This is a genomic window from Paraburkholderia sp. Clong3 (assembly GCF_050436485.1).
GTDB classification, from domain to species: domain Bacteria; phylum Pseudomonadota; class Gammaproteobacteria; order Burkholderiales; family Burkholderiaceae; genus Paraburkholderia; species Paraburkholderia tuberum.
On sequence record NZ_JBNDMH010000004.1, the window covers coordinates 527,237 to 547,741 of the forward strand.

The following is a 20,505-nucleotide window of genomic DNA, read 5'->3' on the forward strand; positions in this document are numbered from 1 at the left end:
TGGCCCTACTGAAGTTACCGTCGTGGCGACCTCGGGACGGATCTTCAGTGACAACGTTGTGCCACATATCGGCCGTCCGATCGCGAACACGCGGGTGTATCTGCTGGACGGTGATGGCGCGCCGGTGCCGTTCGGGGCGGTTGGCGAGCTCCATATCGGCGGGGCAGGGGTGGCGCGCGGCTACCTGAACCGTGCCGGGCTGACGGCGGAGCGGTTTTTGGCCGATCCGTTCAGTGATGAGGCAGGCGCGCGGATGTACCGGACCGGGGATCTTGCGCGCTACCTTGCGGACGGCAATCTGGAGTTCCTGGGCCGCAATGACGACCAGGTGAAGATCCGCGGCTTCCGCATCGAGCCGGGCGAGATCGCGGCGCGCCTTGTCGAGCACGAGCGGGTGCGCGATGCGGTGGTGGTGGCGCGTGAGGATCGAACGGGCCAGATGCGGCTCGTCGCCTATGTGGTGTACGCGCCGGAAGCGGGAGCCCAGCACGAAGCGGGAGCCCAGGAGGAAGATCAAGGCGCGCTTGCCGGCGCCTTGCGCGCGCATCTTGGCGCGCGGCTGCCCGACTACATGGTGCCGGCGGCCTTCGTGCGGCTAGCGGCGCTGCCGCTGACGGCCAACGGCAAGCTCGACCGCAAGGAGCTGCCTGTTCCCGACGACGATGCCTATGCGCGGGCCGCCCATGCGGCGCCGCAAGGCGAGATCGAGACGGCGCTGGCCGGCATCTGGGCCGAGCTTCTGGGGCTGGAGCGGGTCGGCCGTCACGACCACTTCTTCGAGCTCGGCGGTCATTCGCTGCTGGCGGTGCAGCTGATGGAGCGGCTGCGGCGGCTGTCGCTTGGGGTGGAGGTGCGCACCCTGTTCGCCAGGCCGGTGCTCTGCGATCTGGCCGCAAGCCTTGGAAGCCATCGCGAGGTGGCGGTGCCGGCCAACCTGATCGACGAGCACAGCACGTCGATCAGCCCGCAGATGCTGCCGCTGATCGAGCTGACGCAGGAAGAGATCGACCGGGTCGTCGCCACGGTGCCGGGCGGGGTCGCCAACATCCAGGACATCTATGGCCTGTCGCCGCTGCAGGAAGGCATCCTGTTCCATCATCTGTTGGCCGGGCGGGGCGATCCGTATCTGCTGGTGTCGCAGATGGCCTTTGCCGATCGCGAGCTGTTGGAGCGCTATCTTGGTGCGGTCCAGCAGGTGGTGGACCGTCACGACATGCTGCGCACGGCCTTTGTCTGGGAGGGGCTCTCGAGCCCGGCCCAGGTGGTGTGGCGTCGTGCGCGGCTGGAGATCAGCGAGCTCGAGCTGGATGAAGATGACGGCCCCGCTCATGAGCAACTGAAGCGCCGGTTCGACCCGCGTCACTATCGCATCAGCCTTGGGCGGGCACCCTTGTTGCAGTTTGTGATCGCGCGCGAGCCGGGCACGGGGCGCTGGCTGCTGCTGGAGCTGCAGCACCATTTGATCGGGGATCACACGACGCTGGACGTGATGCATGCCGAGGTGCGGGCGGTGCTGGAGGAGCGCACGCATGAGCTTGGCGCGCCGCAGCCGTTCCGCAATCTGGTGGCGCAGGCGCGGCTGGGGGTCGATGCCAAGGCGCATGAAGAGTTCTTCCGGGCGATGCTGGCCGACATCGACGAGCCGGTCCTGCCGTTCGGGTTGAGCGAGGTCCATGGCGACGGCAGCGGGATTGGCGAGGCGCATCGGAGGCTGCCGCAGGCGCTCAACGATCGGCTGCGGGCCCAGGCGCGGCGGCTGGGGGTGAGCCTGGCCAGTCTGTGCCATCTGGCCTGGGGGCAGGTGGTGGCGCGCAGCAGCGGGCACGAGCAGGTGGTGTTCGGCACGGTGCTGTTCGGGCGCATGCATGCCGGTGCCGGCGCCGACCGTGCGCTCGGGCTGTTCATCAACACCTTGCCTGTGCGGCTCGACCTCGACGGCACCGGGGTCGAGGCGAGCGTGCGGGCCACGCATGCGCGGCTTTCCGAGCTGCTCGCGCATGAGCATGCCTCGCTGGCGCTGGCGCAACGCTGCAGCGGCGTCGCAGCACCCGCGCCGCTGTTCGGCGCGCTGCTGAACTACCGTCACAACGCGCCGGCGGCCATGGCCGGCTCCGGGACGGATGATGGTCTGTCCGGCATTGAATGGCTGGGTGGGGAGGAGCGCACCAACTATCCGCTGAGCCTGTCGGTTGAAGATTTTGGCCAGGCGCTCGCCCTCACCGCACAGGTGGCGGAGCCTGTCTCTGCGGACCGGGTCTGCGGCTACATGCAGCGGGCGCTCGAAGAGCTGACCGAGGCGCTGGAGCGGGCGCCGAACACGCCGGTGCGGGAACTCGACATCCTGCCGGCCGCCGAGCGCGGCTATCTCCTGGAGGAGCTGAACCGGACGGCGGCGGACTATCCTTCGCAGCTGTGCATCCACGAGCTGTTCGAGGCGCAGGTGCGCCAGGCACCGGACAGGGTGGCGGTGGTGCATGAGGCTGAGGAGCTGGGCTATGGCGAGCTCAATCGGCGCGCCAACCGCCTGGCGCATCATCTGATCGGCCTTGGGGTGAAGCCGGACCAGCCGGTGGCGATCTGCCTGGAGCGCAGCCCGGCCATGGTGGTTGGGATTCTGGCGATCCTGAAGGCGGGCGGCGCCTATGTGCCGCTCGACCCGGCCTATCCCAGCGCGCGGCTCAACCAGGTGCTTGAGGATGCCGCACCCCGGCTGCTGCTTTGCGATGCGGCGGGGCGCCAGGCCCTCGGCGCGGATGCTCTTGGTCAGGTGAGCGTGGTCGACCTCGACACCGCCACGCCGGGCTGGGCCGGGCGGCCATCGTCGGATCCCGACCCGCGCGCGCTGGGACTCACCGCGCGCCATCTTGCCTACATCATCTACACCTCAGGCTCCACCGGCACGCCCAAGGGCGTCATGGTCGAGCATCGGGGCTTGGTCAATCTGGGGCTGGCTCAGATCGGGCTTTTTGACGTTGGTTCAAACAGCCGTGTGGTGCAGTTCGCCTCCTTGGGTTTTGATGCAAGCGCCTGGGAAATTGTTATGGCGTTTGGCTCAGGAGCCGCATTGCATTTGCCTTCGGATGAGCTCCGTCAAGCGAGTACCAAGCTATCAGACTATCTGCGAAGCGGAGCCATCACTCATGCGACGTTGCCTCCAGCATTACTTCAGGAAGGCAGGAATGTGGAATATTTGGCGTCGCAAGCTCTCATTCTTGCTGGAGAGCTGCCGAAGGCTGAACTCATCCGTTCACACCTGCCTGCAGCATCTATCGTCAACGCCTATGGACCTACCGAAACAACGGTCTGTGCGACGACATGGAGTTGTCCGGCTGCTTTTGATGAGGCAATCGTCCCGATCGGCCGTCCGATCGCGAACACGCGGGTGTATCTGCTGGCCGGTGATGGCGCGCCGGTGCCGTTCGGGGCGGTTGGCGAGCTCCATATCGGCGGGGCAGGGGTGGCGCGCGGCTACCTGAACCGTGCCGGGCTGACGGCGGAGCGGTTTTTGGCCGATCCGTTCAGTGATGAGGCAGGCGCGCGGATGTACCGGACCGGGGATCTTGCGCGCTACCTTGCGGACGGCAATCTGGAGTTCCTGGGCCGCAATGACGACCAGGTGAAGATCCGCGGCTTCCGCATCGAGCCGGGCGAGATCGCGGCGCGCCTTGTCGAGCACGAGCGGGTGCGCGATGCGGTGGTGGTGGCGCGTGAGGATCGAACGGGCCAGATGCGGCTCGTCGCCTATGTGGTGTACGCGCCGGAAGCGGGAGCCCAGGAGGAAGATCAAGGCGCGCTTGCCGGCGCCTTGCGCGCGCATCTTGGCGCGCGGCTGCCCGACTACATGGTGCCGGCGGCCTTCGTGCGGCTAGCGGCGCTGCCGCTGACGGCCAACGGCAAGCTCGACCGCAAGGAGCTGCCTGTTCCCGACGACGATGCCTATGCGCGGGCCGCCCATGCGGCGCCGCAAGGCGAGATCGAGACGGCGCTGGCCGGCATCTGGGCCGAGCTTCTGGGGCTGGAGCGGGTCGGCCGTCACGACCACTTCTTCGAGCTCGGCGGTCATTCGCTGCTGGCGGTGCAGCTGATGGAGCGGCTGCGGCGGCTGTCGCTTGGGGTGGAGGTGCGCACCCTGTTCGCCAGGCCGGTGCTCTGCGATCTGGCCGCAAGCCTTGGAAGCCATCGCGAGGTGGCGGTGCCGGCCAACCTGATCGACGAGCACAGCACGTCGATCAGCCCGCAGATGCTGCCGCTGATCGAGCTGACGCAGGAAGAGATCGACCGGGTCGTCGCCACGGTGCCGGGCGGGGTCGCCAACATCCAGGACATCTATGGCCTGTCGCCGCTGCAGGAAGGCATCCTGTTCCATCATCTGTTGGCCGGGCGGGGCGATCCGTATCTGCTGGTGTCGCAGATGGCCTTTGCCGATCGCGAGCTGTTGGAGCGCTATCTTGGTGCGGTCCAGCAGGTGGTGGACCGTCACGACATGCTGCGCACGGCCTTTGTCTGGGAGGGGCTCTCGAGCCCGGCCCAGGTGGTGTGGCGTCGTGCGCGGCTGGAGATCAGCGAGCTCGAGCTGGATGAAGATGACGGCCCCGCTCATGAGCAACTGAAGCGCCGGTTCGACCCGCGTCACTATCGCATCAGCCTTGGGCGGGCACCCTTGTTGCAGTTTGTGATCGCGCGCGAGCCGGGCACGGGGCGCTGGCTGCTGCTGGAGCTGCAGCACCATTTGATCGGGGATCACACGACGCTGGACGTGATGCATGCCGAGGTGCGGGCGGTGCTGGAGGAGCGCACGCATGAGCTTGGCGCGCCGCAGCCGTTCCGCAATCTGGTGGCGCAGGCGCGGCTGGGGGTCGATGCCAAGGCGCATGAAGAGTTCTTCCGGGCGATGCTGGCCGACATCGACGAGCCGGTCCTGCCGTTCGGGTTGAGCGAGGTCCATGGCGACGGCAGCGGGATTGGCGAGGCGCATCGGAGGCTGCCGCAGGCGCTCAACGATCGGCTGCGGGCCCAGGCGCGGCGGCTGGGGGTGAGCCTGGCCAGTCTGTGCCATCTGGCCTGGGGGCAGGTGGTGGCGCGCAGCAGCGGGCGCGAGCAGGTGGTGTTCGGCACGGTGCTGTTCGGGCGCATGCATGCCGGTGCCGGCGCCGACCGTGCGCTCGGGCTGTTCATCAACACCTTGCCTGTGCGGCTCGACCTCGACGGCACCGGGGTCGAGGCGAGCGTGCGGGCCACGCATGCGCGGCTTTCCGAGCTGCTCGCGCATGAGCATGCCTCGCTGGCGCTGGCGCAACGCTGCAGCGGCGTCGCAGCACCCGCGCCGCTGTTCGGCGCGCTGCTGAACTACCGTCACAACGCGCCGGCGGCCATGGCCGGCTCCGGGACGGATGATGGTCTGTCCGGCATTGAATGGCTGGGTGGGGAGGAGCGCACCAACTATCCGCTGAGCCTGTCGGTTGAAGATTTTGGCCAGGCGCTCGCCCTCACCGCACAGGTGGCGGAGCCTGTCTCTGCGGACCGGGTCTGCGGCTACATGCAGCGGGCGCTCGAAGAGCTGACCGAGGCGCTGGAGCGGGCGCCGAACACGCCGGTGCGGGAGCTCGACATCCTGCCGGCCGCCGAGCGCGGCTATCTCCTGGAGGAGCTGAACCGGACGGCGGCGGACTATCCTTCGCAGCTGTGCATCCACGAGCTGTTCGAGGCGCAGGTGCGCCAGGCACCGGACAGGGTGGCGGTGGTGCATGAGGCTGAGGAGCTGGGCTATGGCGAGCTCAATCGGCGCGCCAACCGCCTGGCGCATCATCTGATCGGCCTTGGGGTGAAGCCGGACCAGCCGGTGGCGATCTGCCTGGAGCGCAGCCCGGCCATGGTGGTTGGGATTCTGGCGATCCTGAAGGCGGGCGGCGCCTATGTGCCGCTCGACCCGGCCTATCCCAGCGCGCGGCTCAACCAGGTGCTTGAGGATGCCGCACCCCGGCTGCTGCTTTGCGATGCGGCGGGGCGCCAGGCCCTCGGCGCGGATGCTCTTGGTCAGGTGAGCGTGGTCGACCTCGACACCGCCACGCCGGGCTGGGCCGGGCGGCCATCGTCGGATCCCGACCCGCGCGCGCTGGGGCTCACCGCGCGCCATCTTGCCTACATCATCTACACCTCAGGCTCCACCGGCACGCCCAAGGGCGTCATGGTCGAGCATCGGGGCTTGGTCAATCTGGGGCTGGCTCAGATCGGGCTTTTTGACGTTGGTTCAAACAGCCGTGTGGTGCAGTTCGCCTCCTTGGGTTTTGATGCAAGCGCCTCGGAAATTGTTATGGCGTTTGGCTCAGGAGCCGCATTGCATTTGCCTTCGGATGAGCTCCGTCAAGCGAGTACCAAGCTATCAGACTATCTGCGAAGCGGAGCCATCACTCATGCGACGTTGCCTCCAGCATTACTTCAGGAAGGCAGGAATGTGGAATATTTGGCGTCGCAAGCTCTCATTCTTGCTGGAGAGCTGCCGAAGGCTGAACTCATCCGACACCTGCCTGCAGCATCTATCGTCAACGCCTATGGACCTACCGAAACAACGGTCTGTGCGACGACATGGAGTTGTCCGGCTGCTTTTGATGAGGCAATCGTCCCGATCGGCCGTCCGATCGCGAACACGCGGGTGTATCTGCTGGCCGGTGATGGCGCGCCGGTGCCGTTCGGGGCGGTTGGCGAGCTCCATATCGGCGGGGCAGGGGTGGCGCGCGGCTACCTGAACCGTGCCGGGCTGACGGCGGAGCGGTTTTTGGCCGATCCGTTCAGTGATGAGGCAGGCGCGCGGATGTACCGGACCGGGGATCTTGCGCGCTACCTTGCGGACGGCAATCTGGAGTTCCTGGGCCGCAATGACGACCAGGTGAAGATCCGCGGCTTCCGCATCGAGCCGGGCGAGATCGCGGCGCGCCTTGTCGAGCACGAGCGGGTGCGCGATGCGGTGGTGGTGGCGCGTGAGGATCGAACGGGCCAGATGCGGCTCGTCGCCTATGTGGTGTACGCGCCGGAAGCGGGAGCCCAGCACGAAGCGGGAGCCCAGGAGGAAGATCAAGGCGCGCTTGCCGGCGCCTTGCGCGCGCATCTTGGCGCGCGGCTGCCCGACTACATGGTGCCGGCGGCCTTCGTGCGGCTAGCGGCGCTGCCGCTGACGGCCAACGGCAAGCTCGACCGCAAGGAGCTGCCTGTTCCCGACGACGATGCCTATGCGCGGGCCGCCCATGCGGCGCCGCAAGGCGAGATCGAGACGGCGCTGGCCGGCATCTGGGCCGAGCTTCTGGGGCTGGAGCGGGTCGGCCGTCACGACCACTTCTTCGAGCTCGGCGGTCATTCGCTGCTGGCGGTGCAGCTGTTGAGCCGGCTGTCGCGGGCTGTTGGCGTGGACGTGCCGCTGACGACGCTGTTCGCCAGGCCGGTGCTTGCCGATCTGGCGGCAAGCATTGTCGAGGTGTTGAGCCGCTCTGGCCCGCACGAGCTGCCGGCGATCATGGCGGTGTCGCGCGAGCAGCCGCTCGTGCTGTCGTTCGCACAGCAGCGGCTGTGGTTCTTGGCGCAGCTGGATGAGGCCAGCACCAACTACCACATACCGCTGGCCTTGCGGCTTACGGGTCGGCTCGAGCGGGCCGCATGGCAACTAAGCCTTGACCGTCTGTTTGCGCGTCATGAGGCGTTGCGCAATGTCTTTGTCGCGCCGCAAGGCAAGCCCCGGGTCGAGGTCCTGCCGCCGGATGCGGGTCTGCCGCTGGTCGAGCACGATCTATCCGGCCGGCCGGATGCCGAGACCGCACTTTTGGATCTGTGCCGTGAAGAGGCGGACACGCCGTTTGATCTGTCGCGCGGGCCGCTGATCCGCGCTCGTCTGATCCGGCTGTCGGATGAGGAGCACGTCTTTCTGCTGACGCAGCATCACATCGTCTCGGACGGCTGGTCGATGGGCGTCCTGGTGCGTGAACTGAGCAGCCTTTACCGGGCGTTCGTGGCTGGGCAGGACGATCCTTTGCCGCCGCTTGCGATCCAGTATGGAGACTATGCCGCCTGGCAACGGCAGTGGCTGTCGGGGGAGCGGCTGCACAGCCAGGCGCAGTACTGGCGCGACACCCTGTCGGGCGCTCCGGCCTGTCTTGGCTTGCCGACGGACCGTCCGCGGCCGGCGCAGCAGTCGTTTGCCGGGGCCGGTGTGCCGGTCGTCATCGATGCGGCTCTGACGCGGGGGGCTGAAGCGGCTGGCCCGGCAGCATGGCACGACGGTGTTCATGGCGGTGCTGGCGGCCTGGGCGGCGGTGCTCTCGCGTCTGTCGGGGCAGGACGACGTTGTGATCGGTGTGCCGAGCGCCAATCGCGGCCGGCGCGAGGTGGAGGAGCTGATCGGCTTCTTCGTCAACACGCTCGCGCTTCGCCTGGACCTGTCGGGCGCGCCGAGCGTGGCCGAGCTTTTGGAGCGCACGCGGCGCACGGCGCTGGCCGCGCAGGAGCATCAGGACCTGCCGTTCGAGCAGGTGGTTGAGATCGTCAAGCCGCCGCGCGCGCTCGATCACACGCCGTTGTTCCAGGCGATGCTGGCCTGGCAGAACGAGGCCGTCGAGACGCTCGATCTGCCAGGGCTGAGCGTGGAGGCAACCGGCAATGGCTTCGCTCAGGTCAGGTTCGACCTGGAGCTGAGCCTTGGCGAGTGCGGCGAGGAGATTGCCGGATCGCTGCACTATGCCACGGCGCTGTTCGATCAAGCGACGATCGGGCGGCAGCGCGGTTATCTTTTGGCCTTGCTGCGGGCGATGGTTGCCGATGCCGGGCAGCCGGTCGGCCGCATCGAGCTTTTGTCGGCCGCCGAGCGCGGCTATCTCCTGGAGGAGCTGAACCGGACGGCGGCGGACTATCCTTCGCAGCTGTGCATCCACGAGCTGTTCGAGGCGCAGGTGCGCCAGGCACCGGACAGGGTGGCGGTGGTGCATGAGGCTGAGGAGCTGGGCTATGGCGAGCTCAATCGGCGCGCCAACCGCCTGGCGCATCATCTGATCGGCCTTGGGGTGAAGCCGGACCAGCCGGTGGCGATCTGCCTGGAGCGCAGCCCGGCCATGGTGGTTGGGATTCTGGCGATCCTGAAGGCGGGCGGCGCCTATGTGCCGCTCGACCCGGCCTATCCCAGCGCGCGGCTCAACCAGGTGCTTGAGGATGCCGCACCCCGGCTGCTGCTTTGCGATGCGGCGGGGCGCCAGGCCCTCGGCGCGGATGCTCTTGGTCAGGTGAGCGTGGTCGACCTCGACACCGCCACGCCGGGCTGGGCCGGGCGGCCATCGTCGGATCCCGACCCGCGCGCGCTGGGGCTCACCGCGCGCCATCTTGCCTACATCATCTACACCTCAGGCTCCACCGGCACGCCCAAGGGCGTCATGGTCGAGCATCAAAGCACCGTGAACCTGCTGGGTTGGAACAGCGACGTGTTTGCGCAATCGGAGACCAGCCGCATGCTGTTCTCCACCTCGATCAGCTTCGATCTGTCTGTCTACGAGTGCTTCGGTGCGCTCTCGCAAGGCGGCACGCTCTATCTCGTTGAGAATGCCCTGGCACTGGCGCAGGCGCCTTTGGACGTCTCGCTGATCAATACAGTACCCTCTGCCATCACCGCTCTGCTCGACGAGGAAGCAGTCCCCGCCTCGGCAAGCGTCATCAATTTGGCGGGCGAACCGCTGAGCGCAGGTCTGATCGAAAGAATCTTCGAGAACACGCGCGTCCAAAAGATTTGCAATCTGTACGCTCCTTCGGAGACCACGACGTATTCGACCTGGGTTTGCATGCCCAGGGGAGACACGGTCGTTGAGACGATCGGCCGTCCGGTCGCGAACACGCGGGTGTATCTGCTGGCCGGTGATGGCGCGCCGGTGCCGTTCGGGGCGGTTGGCGAGCTCCATATCGGCGGGGCAGGGGTGGCGCGCGGCTACCTGAACCGTGCCGGGCTGACGGCGGAGCGGTTTTTGGCCGATCCGTTCAGTGATGAGGCAGGCGCGCGGATGTACCGGACCGGGGATCTTGCGCGCTACCTTGCGGACGGCAATCTGGAGTTCCTGGGCCGCAATGACGACCAGGTGAAGATCCGCGGCTTCCGCATCGAGCCGGGCGAGATCGCGGCGCGCCTTGTCGAGCACGAGCGGGTGCGCGATGCGGTGGTGGTGGCGCGTGAGGATCGAACGGGCCAGATGCGGCTCGTCGCCTATGTGGTGTACGCGCCGGAAGCGGGAGCCCAGCACGAAGCGGGAGCCCAGGAGGAAGATCAAGGCGCGCTTGCCGGCGCCTTGCGCGCGCATCTTGGCGCGCGGCTGCCCGACTACATGGTGCCGGCGGCCTTCGTGCGGCTAGCGGCGCTGCCGCTGACGGCCAACGGCAAGCTCGACCGCAAGGAGCTGCCTGTTCCCGACGACGATGCCTATGCGCGGGCCGCCCATGCGGCGCCGCAAGGCGAGATCGAGACGGCGCTGGCCGGCATCTGGGCCGAGCTTCTGGGGCTGGAGCGGGTCGGCCGTCACGACCACTTCTTCGAGCTCGGCGGTCATTCGCTGCTGGCGGTGCAGCTGATGGAGCGGCTGCGGCGGCTGTCGCTTGGGGTGGAGGTGCGCACCCTGTTCGCCAGGCCGGTGCTCTGCGATCTGGCCGCAAGCCTTGGAAGCCATCGCGAGGTGGCGGTGCCGGCCAACCTGATCGACGAGCACAGCACGTCGATCAGCCCGCAGATGCTGCCGCTGATCGAGCTGACGCAGGAAGAGATCGACCGGGTCGTCGCCACGGTGCCGGGCGGGGTCGCCAACATCCAGGACATCTATGGCCTGTCGCCGCTGCAGGAAGGCATCCTGTTCCATCATCTGTTGGCCGGGCGGGGCGATCCGTATCTGCTGGTGTCGCAGATGGCCTTTGCCGATCGCGAGCTGTTGGAGCGCTATCTTGGTGCGGTCCAGCAGGTGGTGGACCGTCACGACATGCTGCGCACGGCCTTTGTCTGGGAGGGGCTCTCGAGCCCGGCCCAGGTGGTGTGGCGTCGTGCGCGGCTGGAGATCAGCGAGCTCGAGCTGGATGAAGATGACGGCCCCGCTCATGAGCAACTGAAGCGCCGGTTCGACCCGCGTCACTATCGCATCAGCCTTGGGCGGGCACCCTTGTTGCAGTTTGTGATCGCGCGCGAGCCGGGCACGGGGCGCTGGCTGCTGCTGGAGCTGCAGCACCATTTGATCGGGGATCACACGACGCTGGACGTGATGCATGCCGAGGTGCGGGCGGTGCTGGAGGAGCGCACGCATGAGCTTGGCGCGCCGCAGCCGTTCCGCAATCTGGTGGCGCAGGCGCGGCTGGGGGTCGATGCCAAGGCGCATGAAGAGTTCTTCCGGGCGATGCTGGCCGACATCGACGAGCCGGTCCTGCCGTTCGGGTTGAGCGAGGTCCATGGCGACGGCAGCGGGATTGGCGAGGCGCATCGGAGGCTGCCGCAGGCGCTCAACGATCGGCTGCGGGCCCAGGCGCGGCGGCTGGGGGTGAGCCTGGCCAGTCTGTGCCATCTGGCCTGGGGGCAGGTGGTGGCGCGCAGCAGCGGGCGCGAGCAGGTGGTGTTCGGCACGGTGCTGTTCGGGCGCATGCATGCCGGTGCCGGCGCCGACCGTGCGCTCGGGCTGTTCATCAACACCTTGCCTGTGCGGCTCGACCTCGACGGCACCGGGGTCGAGGCGAGCGTGCGGGCCACGCATGCGCGGCTTTCCGAGCTGCTCGCGCATGAGCATGCCTCGCTGGCGCTGGCGCAACGCTGCAGCGGCGTCGCAGCACCCGCGCCGCTGTTCGGCGCGCTGCTGAACTACCGTCACAACGCGCCGGCGGCCATGGCCGGCTCCGGGACGGATGATGGTCTGTCCGGCATTGAATGGCTGGGTGGGGAGGAGCGCACCAACTATCCGCTGAGCCTGTCGGTTGAAGATTTTGGCCAGGCGCTCGCCCTCACCGCACAGGTGGCGGAGCCTGTCTCTGCGGACCGGGTCTGCGGCTACATGCAGCGGGCGCTCGAAGAGCTGACCGAGGCGCTGGAGCGGGCGCCGAACACGCCGGTGCGGGAGCTCGACATCCTGCCGGCCGCCGAGCGCGGCTATCTCCTGGAGGAGCTGAACCGGACGGCGGCGGACTATCCTTCGCAGTTGTGCATCCACGAGCTGTTCGAGGCGCAGGTGCGCCAGGCACCGGACAGGGTGGCGGTGGTGCATGAGGCTGAGGAGCTGGGCTATGGCGAGCTCAATCGGCGCGCCAACCGCCTGGCGCATCATCTGATCGGCCTTGGGGTGAAGCCGGACCAGCCGGTGGCGATCTGCCTGGAGCGCAGCCCGGCCATGGTGGTTGGGATTCTGGCGATCCTGAAGGCGGGCGGCGCCTATGTGCCGCTCGACCCGGCCTATCCCAGCGCGCGGCTCAACCAGGTGCTTGAGGATGCCGCACCCCGGCTGCTGCTTTGCGATGCGGCGGGGCGCCAGGCCCTCGGCGCGGATGCTCTTGGTCAGGTGAGCGTGGTCGACCTCGACACCGCCACGCCGGGCTGGGCCGGGCGGCCATCGTCGGATCCCGACCCGCGCGCGCTGGGGCTCACCGCGCGCCATCTTGCCTACATCATCTACACCTCAGGCTCCACCGGCACGCCCAAGGGCGTCATGGTCGAGCATCAAAGCACCGTGAACCTGCTGGGTTGGAACAGCGACGTGTTTGCGCAATCGGAGACCAGCCGCATGCTGTTCTCCACCTCGATCAGCTTCGATCTGTCTGTCTACGAGTGCTTCGGTGCGCTCTCGCAAGGCGGCACGCTCTATCTCGTTGAGAATGCCCTGGCACTGGCGCAGGCGCCTTTGGACGTCTCGCTGATCAATACAGTACCCTCTGCCATCACCGCTCTGCTCGACGAGGAAGCAGTCCCCGCCTCGGCAAGCGTCATCAATTTGGCGGGCGAACCGCTGAGCGCAGGTCTGATCGAAAGAATCTTCGAGAACACGCGCGTCCAAAAGATTTGCAATCTGTACGCTCCTTCGGAGACCACGACGTATTCGACCTGGGTTTGCATGCCCAGGGGAGACACGGTCGTTGAGACGATCGGCCGTCCGGTCGCGAACACGCGGGTGTATCTGCTGGCCGGTGATGGCGCGCCGGTGCCGTTCGGGGCGGTTGGCGAGCTCCATATCGGCGGGGCAGGGGTGGCGCGCGGCTACCTGAACCGTGCCGGGCTGACGGCGGAGCGGTTTTTGGCCGATCCGTTCAGTGATGAGGCAGGCGCGCGGATGTACCGGACCGGGGATCTTGCGCGCTACCTTGCGGACGGCAATCTGGAGTTCCTGGGCCGCAATGACGACCAGGTGAAGATCCGCGGCTTCCGCATCGAGCCGGGCGAGATCGCGGCGCGCCTTGTCGAGCACGAGCGGGTGCGCGATGCGGTGGTGGTGGCGCGTGAGGATCGAACGGGCCAGATGCGGCTCGTCGCCTATGTGGTGTACGCGCCGGAAGCGGGAGCCCAGGAGGAAGATCAAGGCGCGCTTGCCGGCGCCTTGCGCGCGCATCTTGGCGCGCGGCTGCCCGACTACATGGTGCCGGCGGCCTTCGTGCGGCTAGCGGCGCTGCCGCTGACGGCCAACGGCAAGCTCGACCGCAAGGAGCTGCCTGTTCCCGACGACGATGCCTATGCGCGGGCCGCCCATGCGGCGCCGCAAGGCGAGATCGAGACGGCGCTGGCCGGCATCTGGGCCGAGCTTCTGGGGCTGGAGCGGGTCGGCCGTCACGACCACTTCTTCGAGCTCGGCGGTCATTCGCTGCTGGCGGTGCAGCTGATGGAGCGGCTGCGGCGGCTGTCGCTTGGGGTGGAGGTGCGCACCCTGTTCGCCAGGCCGGTGCTCTGCGATCTGGCCGCAAGCCTTGGAAGCCATCGCGAGGTGGCGGTGCCGGCCAACCTGATCGACGAGCACAGCACGTCGATCAGCCCGCAGATGCTGCCGCTGATCGAGCTGACGCAGGAAGAGATCGACCGGGTCGTCGCCACGGTGCCGGGCGGGGTCGCCAACATCCAGGACATCTATGGCCTGTCGCCGCTGCAGGAAGGCATCCTGTTCCATCATCTGTTGGCCGGGCGGGGCGATCCGTATCTGCTGGTGTCGCAGATGGCCTTTGCCGATCGCGAGCTGTTGGAGCGCTATCTTGGTGCGGTCCAGCAGGTGGTGGACCGTCACGACATGCTGCGCACGGCCTTTGTCTGGGAGGGGCTCTCGAGCCCGGCCCAGGTGGTGTGGCGTCGTGCGCGGCTGGAGATCAGCGAGCTCGAGCTGGATGAAGATGACGGCCCCGCTCATGAGCAACTGAAGCGCCGGTTCGACCCGCGTCACTATCGCATCAGCCTTGGGCGGGCACCCTTGTTGCAGTTTGTGATCGCGCGCGAGCCGGGCACGGGGCGCTGGCTGCTGCTGGAGCTGCAGCACCATTTGATCGGGGATCACACGACGCTGGACGTGATGCATGCCGAGGTGCGGGCGGTGCTGGAGGAGCGCACGCATGAGCTTGGCGCGCCGCAGCCGTTCCGCAATCTGGTGGCGCAGGCGCGGCTGGGGGTCGATGCCAAGGCGCATGAAGAGTTCTTCCGGGCGATGCTGGCCGACATCGACGAGCCGGTCCTGCCGTTCGGGTTGAGCGAGGTCCATGGCGACGGCAGCGGGATTGGCGAGGCGCATCGGAGGCTGCCGCAGGCGCTCAACGATCGGCTGCGGGCCCAGGCGCGGCGGCTGGGGGTGAGCCTGGCCAGTCTGTGCCATCTGGCCTGGGGGCAGGTGGTGGCGCGCAGCAGCGGGCGCGAGCAGGTGGTGTTCGGCACGGTGCTGTTCGGGCGCATGCATGCCGGTGCCGGCGCCGACCGTGCGCTCGGGCTGTTCATCAACACCTTGCCTGTGCGGCTCGACCTCGACGGCACCGGGGTCGAGGCGAGCGTGCGGGCCACGCATGCGCGGCTTTCCGAGCTGCTCGCGCATGAGCATGCCTCGCTGGCGCTGGCGCAACGCTGCAGCGGCGTTGCAGCACCCGCGCCGCTGTTCGGCGCGCTGCTGAACTACCGTCACAACACGCCGGCGGCCATGGCCGGCTCCGGGACGGATGATGGTCTGTCCGGCATTGAATGGCTGGGTGGGGAGGAGCGCACCAACTATCCGCTGAGCCTGTCGGTTGAAGATTTTGGCCAGGCGCTCGCCCTCACCGCACAGGTGGCGGAGCCTGTCTCTGCGGACCGGGTCTGCGGCTACATGCAGCGGGCGCTCGAAGAGCTGACCGAGGCGCTGGAGCGGGCGCCGAACACGCCGGTGCGGGAGCTCGACATCCTGCCGGCCGCCGAGCGCGGCTATCTCCTGGAGGAGCTGAACCGGACGGCGGCGGACTATCCTTCGCAGCTGTGCATCCACGAGCTGTTCGAGGCGCAGGTGCGCCAGGCACCGGACAGGGTGGCGGTGGTGCATGAGGCTGAGGAGCTGGGCTATGGCGAGCTCAATCGGCGCGCCAACCGCCTGGCGCATCATCTGATCGGCCTTGGGGTGAAGCCCGGGGATTGCATTGCGACACTACCGGACCGCTCCGTCACCCTTGTGGTGGCGCAGTTGGCGATTCTGAAGACGGGCGCGGTTTATGTGCCGATCGATCGCGCTCTTCCATCTGCGCGACAAGAATGGCTGATGGCCGATTGTGCTGCACGCCTGGTGCTTAGCGAGAGTAACGATCTTGATCTCGTCGAGGTGACGATCCCTGCTGTGCCCATTGAGCCGTTAACGGCCGATGCAGAACTGAGTACCGATCCTGGGCTGACGTTGAGCGCCGAAGATGCCGCTTACGTGATGTACACGTCCGGCTCGACCAGCCTTCCCAAGGGAGTTGTTGTTCCTCATCGTGCTGTCAACCGGCTCGTGATCAATAATGGATATGTGAAAATCGATGCCGGAGATCGTGTGGCCTGGGCGGGCAATCCCGCCTTCGACGCCAGCACATTTGAAGTGTGGGCGGCGCTGCTTAACGGTGGCTGCGTTGTTGTAATGAATGCCACCACTGTCTTAGATGCATCAAGCTTTTCCAAGGCGCTTGAACGTCAGAAAGTGACGTCACTGTTTTTAACAACAGCGCTATTCAACCGGTATACGTCATCGATTGCCCCCACGTTAGCACAACTTAGATCCCTCCTGTGTGGAGGCGAGCGGAATGACCCCTCCTCCTTCCTAAGGTTGCTGAAAGAAGAAGGCCCTGTACGTCTCATTCACTGCTATGGTCCGACCGAGACGACGACCTTTGCGACTTCCTACACTGTGGGTCCGATGCAGGAGAAAGCTCTCAGTGTCCCGATCGGCCGTCCGGTCGCGAACACGCGGGTGTATCTGCTGGCCGGTGATGGCGCGCCGGTGCCGTTCGGGGCGGTTGGCGAGCTCCATATCGGCGGGGCAGGGGTGGCGCGCGGCTACCTGAACCGTGCCGGGCTGACGGCGGAGCGGTTTTTGGCCGATCCGTTCAGTGATGAGGCAGGCGCGCGGATGTACCGGACCGGGGATCTTGCGCGCTACCTTGCGGACGGCAATCTGGAGTTCCTGGGCCGCAATGACGACCAGGTGAAGATCCGCGGCTTCCGCATCGAGCCGGGCGAGATCGCGGCGCGCCTTGTCGAGCACGAGCGGGTGCGCGATGCGGTGGTGGTGGCGCGTGAGGATCGAACGGGCCAGATGCGGCTCGTCGCCTATGTGGTGTACGCGCCGGAAGCGGGAGCCCAGGAGGAAGATCAAGGCGCGCTTGCCGGCGCCTTGCGCGCGCATCTTGGCGCGCGGCTGCCCGACTACATGGTGCCGGCGGCCTTCGTGCGGCTAGCGGCGCTGCCGCTGACGGCCAACGGCAAGCTCGACCGCAAGGAGCTGCCTGTTCCCGACGACGATGCCTATGCGCGGGCCGCCCATGCGGCGCCGCAAGGCGAGATCGAGACGGCGCTGGCCGGCATCTGGGCCGAGCTTCTGGGGCTGGAGCGGGTCGGCCGTCACGACCACTTCTTCGAGCTCGGCGGTCATTCGCTGCTGGCGGTGCAGCTGATGGAGCGGCTGCGGCGGCTGTCGCTTGGGGTGGAGGTGCGCACCCTGTTCGCCAGGCCGGTGCTCTGCGATCTGGCCGCAAGCCTTGGAAGCCATCGCGAGGTGGCGGTGCCGGCCAACCTGATCGACGAGCACAGCACGTCGATCAGCCCGCAGATGCTGCCGCTGATCGAGCTGACGCAGGAAGAGATCGACCGGGTCGTCGCCACGGTGCCGGGCGGGGTCGCCAACATCCAGGACATCTATGGCCTGTCGCCGCTGCAGGAAGGCATCCTGTTCCATCATCTGTTGGCCGGGCGGGGCGATCCGTATCTGCTGGTGTCGCAGATGGCCTTTGCCGATCGCGAGCTGTTGGAGCGCTATCTTGGTGCGGTCCAGCAGGTGGTGGACCGTCACGACATGCTGCGCACGGCCTTTGTCTGGGAGGGGCTCTCGAGCCCGGCCCAGGTGGTGTGGCGTCGTGCGCGGCTGGAGATCAGCGAGCTCGAGCTGGATGAAGATGACGGCCCCGCTCATGAGCAACTGAAGCGCCGGTTCGACCCGCGTCACTATCGCATCAGCCTTGGGCGGGCACCCTTGTTGCAGTTTGTGATCGCGCGCGAGCCGGGCACGGGGCGCTGGCTGCTGCTGGAGCTGCAGCACCATTTGATCGGGGATCACACGACGCTGGACGTGATGCATGCCGAGGTGCGGGCGGTGCTGGAGGAGCGCACGCATGAGCTTGGCGCGCCGCAGCCGTTCCGCAATCTGGTGGCGCAGGCGCGGCTGGGGGTCGATGCCAAGGCGCATGAAGAGTTCTTCCGGGCGATGCTGGCCGACATCGACGAGCCGGTCCTGCCGTTCGGGTTGAGCGAGGTCCATGGCGACGGCAGCGGGATTGGCGAGGCGCATCGGAGGCTGCCGCAGGCGCTCAACGATCGGCTGCGGGCCCAGGCGCGGCGGCTGGGGGTGAGCCTGGCCAGTCTGTGCCATCTGGCCTGGGGGCAGGTGGTGGCGCGCAGCAGCGGGCGCGAGCAGGTGGTGTTCGGCACGGTGCTGTTCGGGCGCATGCATGCCGGTGCCGGCGCCGACCGTGCGCTCGGGCTGTTCATCAACACCTTGCCTGTGCGGCTCGACCTCGACGGCACCGGGGTCGAGGCGAGCGTGCGGGCCACGCATGCGCGGCTTTCCGAGCTGCTCGCGCATGAGCATGCCTCGCTGGCGCTGGCGCAACGCTGCAGCGGCGTCGCAGCACCCGCGCCGCTGTTCGGCGCGCTGCTGAACTACCGTCACAACGCGCCGGCGGCCATGGCCGGCTCCGGGACGGATGATGGTCTGTCCGGCATTGAATGGCTGGGTGGGGAGGAGCGCACCAACTATCCGCTGAGCCTGTCGGTTGAAGATTTTGGCCAGGCGCTCGCCCTCACCGCACAGGTGGCGGAGCCTGTCTCTGCGGACCGGGTCTGCGGCTACATGCAGCGGGCGCTCGAAGAGCTGACCGAGGCGCTGGAGCGGGCGCCGAACACGCCGGTGCGGGAGCTCGACATCCTGCCGGCCGCCGAGCGCGGCTATCTCCTGGAGGAGCTGAACCGGACGGCGGCGGACTATCCTTCGCAGTTGTGCATCCACGAGCTGTTCGAGGCGCAGGTGCGCCAGGCACCGGACAGGGTGGCGGTGGTGCATGAGGCTGAGGAGCTGGGCTATGGCGAGCTCAATCGGCGCGCCAACCGCCTGGCGCATCATCTGATCGGCCTTGGGGTGAAGCCGGACCAGCCGGTGGCGATCTGCCTGGAGCGCAGCCCGGCCATGGTGGTTGGGATTCTGGCGATCCTGAAGGCGGGCGGCGCCTATGTGCCGCTCGACCCGGCCTATCCCAGCGCGCGGCTCAACCAGGTGCTTGAGGATGCCGCACCCCGGCTGCTGCTTTGCGATGCGGCGGGGCGCCAGGCCCTCGGCGCGGATGCTCTTGGTCAGGTGAGCGTGGTCGACCTCGACACCGCCACGCCGGGCTGGGCCGGGCGGCCATCGTCGGATCCCGACCCGCGCGCGCTGGGGCTCACCGCGCGCCATCTTGCCTACATCATCTACACCTCAGGCTCCACCGGCACGCCCAAGGGCGTCATGGTCGAGCATCAAAGCACCGTGAACCTGCTGGGTTGGAACAGCGACGTGTTTGCGCAATCGGAGACCAGCCGCATGCTGTTCTCCACCTCGATCAGCTTCGATCTGTCTGTCTACGAGTGCTTCGGTGCGCTCTCGCAAGGCGGCACGCTCTATCTCGTTGAGAATGCCCTGGCACTGGCGCAGGCGCCTTTGGACGTCTCGCTGATCAATACAGTACCCTCTGCCATCACCGCTCTGCTCGACGAGGAAGCAGTCCCCGCCTCGGCAAGCGTCATCAATTTGGCGGGCGAACCGCTGAGCGCAGGTCTGATCGAAAGAATCTTCGAGAACACGCGCGTCCAAAAGATTTGCAATCTGTACGCTCCTTCGGAGACCACGACGTATTCGACCTGGGTTTGCATGCCCAGGGGAGACACGGTCGTTGAGACGATCGGCCGTCCGGTCGCGAACACGCGGGTGTATCTGCTGGCCGGTGATGGCGCGCCGGTGCCGTTCGGGGCGGTTGGCGAGCTCCATATCGGCGGGGCAGGGGTGGCGCGCGGCTACCTGAACCGTGCCGGGCTGACGGCGGAGCGGTTTTTGGCCGATCCGTTCAGTGATGAGGCAGGCGCGCGGATGTACCGGACCGGGGATCTTGCGCGCTACCTTGCGGACGGCAATCTGGAGTTCCTGGGCCGCAATGACGACCAGGTGAAGATCCGCGGCTTCCGCATCGAGCCGGGCGAGATCGCGGCGCGCCTTGTCGAGCACGAGCGGGTGCGCGATGCGGTGGTGGTGGCGCGTGAGGATCGAACGGGCCAGATGCGGCTCGTCGCCTATGTGGTGTACGCGCCGGAAGCGGGAGCCCAGGAGGAAGATCAAGGCGCGCTTGCCGGCGCCTTGCGCGCGCATCTTGGCGCGCGGCTGCCCGACTACATGGTGCCGGCGGCCTTCGTGCGGCTAGCGGCGCTGCCGCTGACGGCCAACGGCAAGCTCGACCGCAAGGAGCTGCCTGTTCCCGACGACGATGCCTATGCGCGGGCCGCCCATGCGGCGCCGCAAGGCGAGATCGAGACGGCGCTGGCCGGCATCTGGGCCGAGCTTCTGGGGCTGGAGCGGGTCGGCCGTCACGACCACTTCTTCGAGCTCGGCGGTCATTCGCTGCTGGCGGTGCAGCTGATGGAGCGGCTGCGGCGGCTGTCGCTTGGGGTGGAGGTGCGCACCCTGTTCGCCAGGCCGGTGCTCTGCGATCTGGCCGCAAGCCTTGGAAGCCATCGCGAGGTGGCGGTGCCGGCCAACCTGATCGACGAGCACAGCA

At 67.4% G+C, this 20,505-nt stretch carries 6 pseudogenes; all 6 read left to right on the forward strand.

The window, feature by feature from the left end:
• Positions 1-13 precede the first annotated feature (13 nt).
• A pseudogene (locus OKW30_RS40700) lies at positions 14-3,856 on the forward strand (amino acid adenylation domain-containing protein); the annotation flags it as partial.
• A gap of 186 nt (positions 3,857-4,042) precedes the next feature.
• Positions 4,043-7,141: pseudogene (locus OKW30_RS40705) on the forward strand (amino acid adenylation domain-containing protein); the annotation flags it as partial.
• A 186-nt stretch (positions 7,142-7,327) separates the two neighbouring features.
• A pseudogene (locus tag OKW30_RS40710) lies at positions 7,328-8,155 on the forward strand (condensation domain-containing protein); the annotation flags it as partial.
• A 136-nt stretch (positions 8,156-8,291) separates the two neighbouring features.
• Positions 8,292-13,871, forward strand: a pseudogene (locus OKW30_RS40715) (amino acid adenylation domain-containing protein); the annotation flags it as partial.
• 102 nt (positions 13,872-13,973) lie between these two features.
• Positions 13,974-17,180, forward strand: a pseudogene (locus OKW30_RS40720) (non-ribosomal peptide synthetase); the annotation flags it as partial.
• Positions 17,181-17,234: 54 nt separating this feature from the next.
• Positions 17,235-20,435 (forward strand): annotated as a pseudogene (locus OKW30_RS40725) (non-ribosomal peptide synthetase); the annotation flags it as partial.
• Positions 20,436-20,505 lie beyond the last annotated feature (70 nt).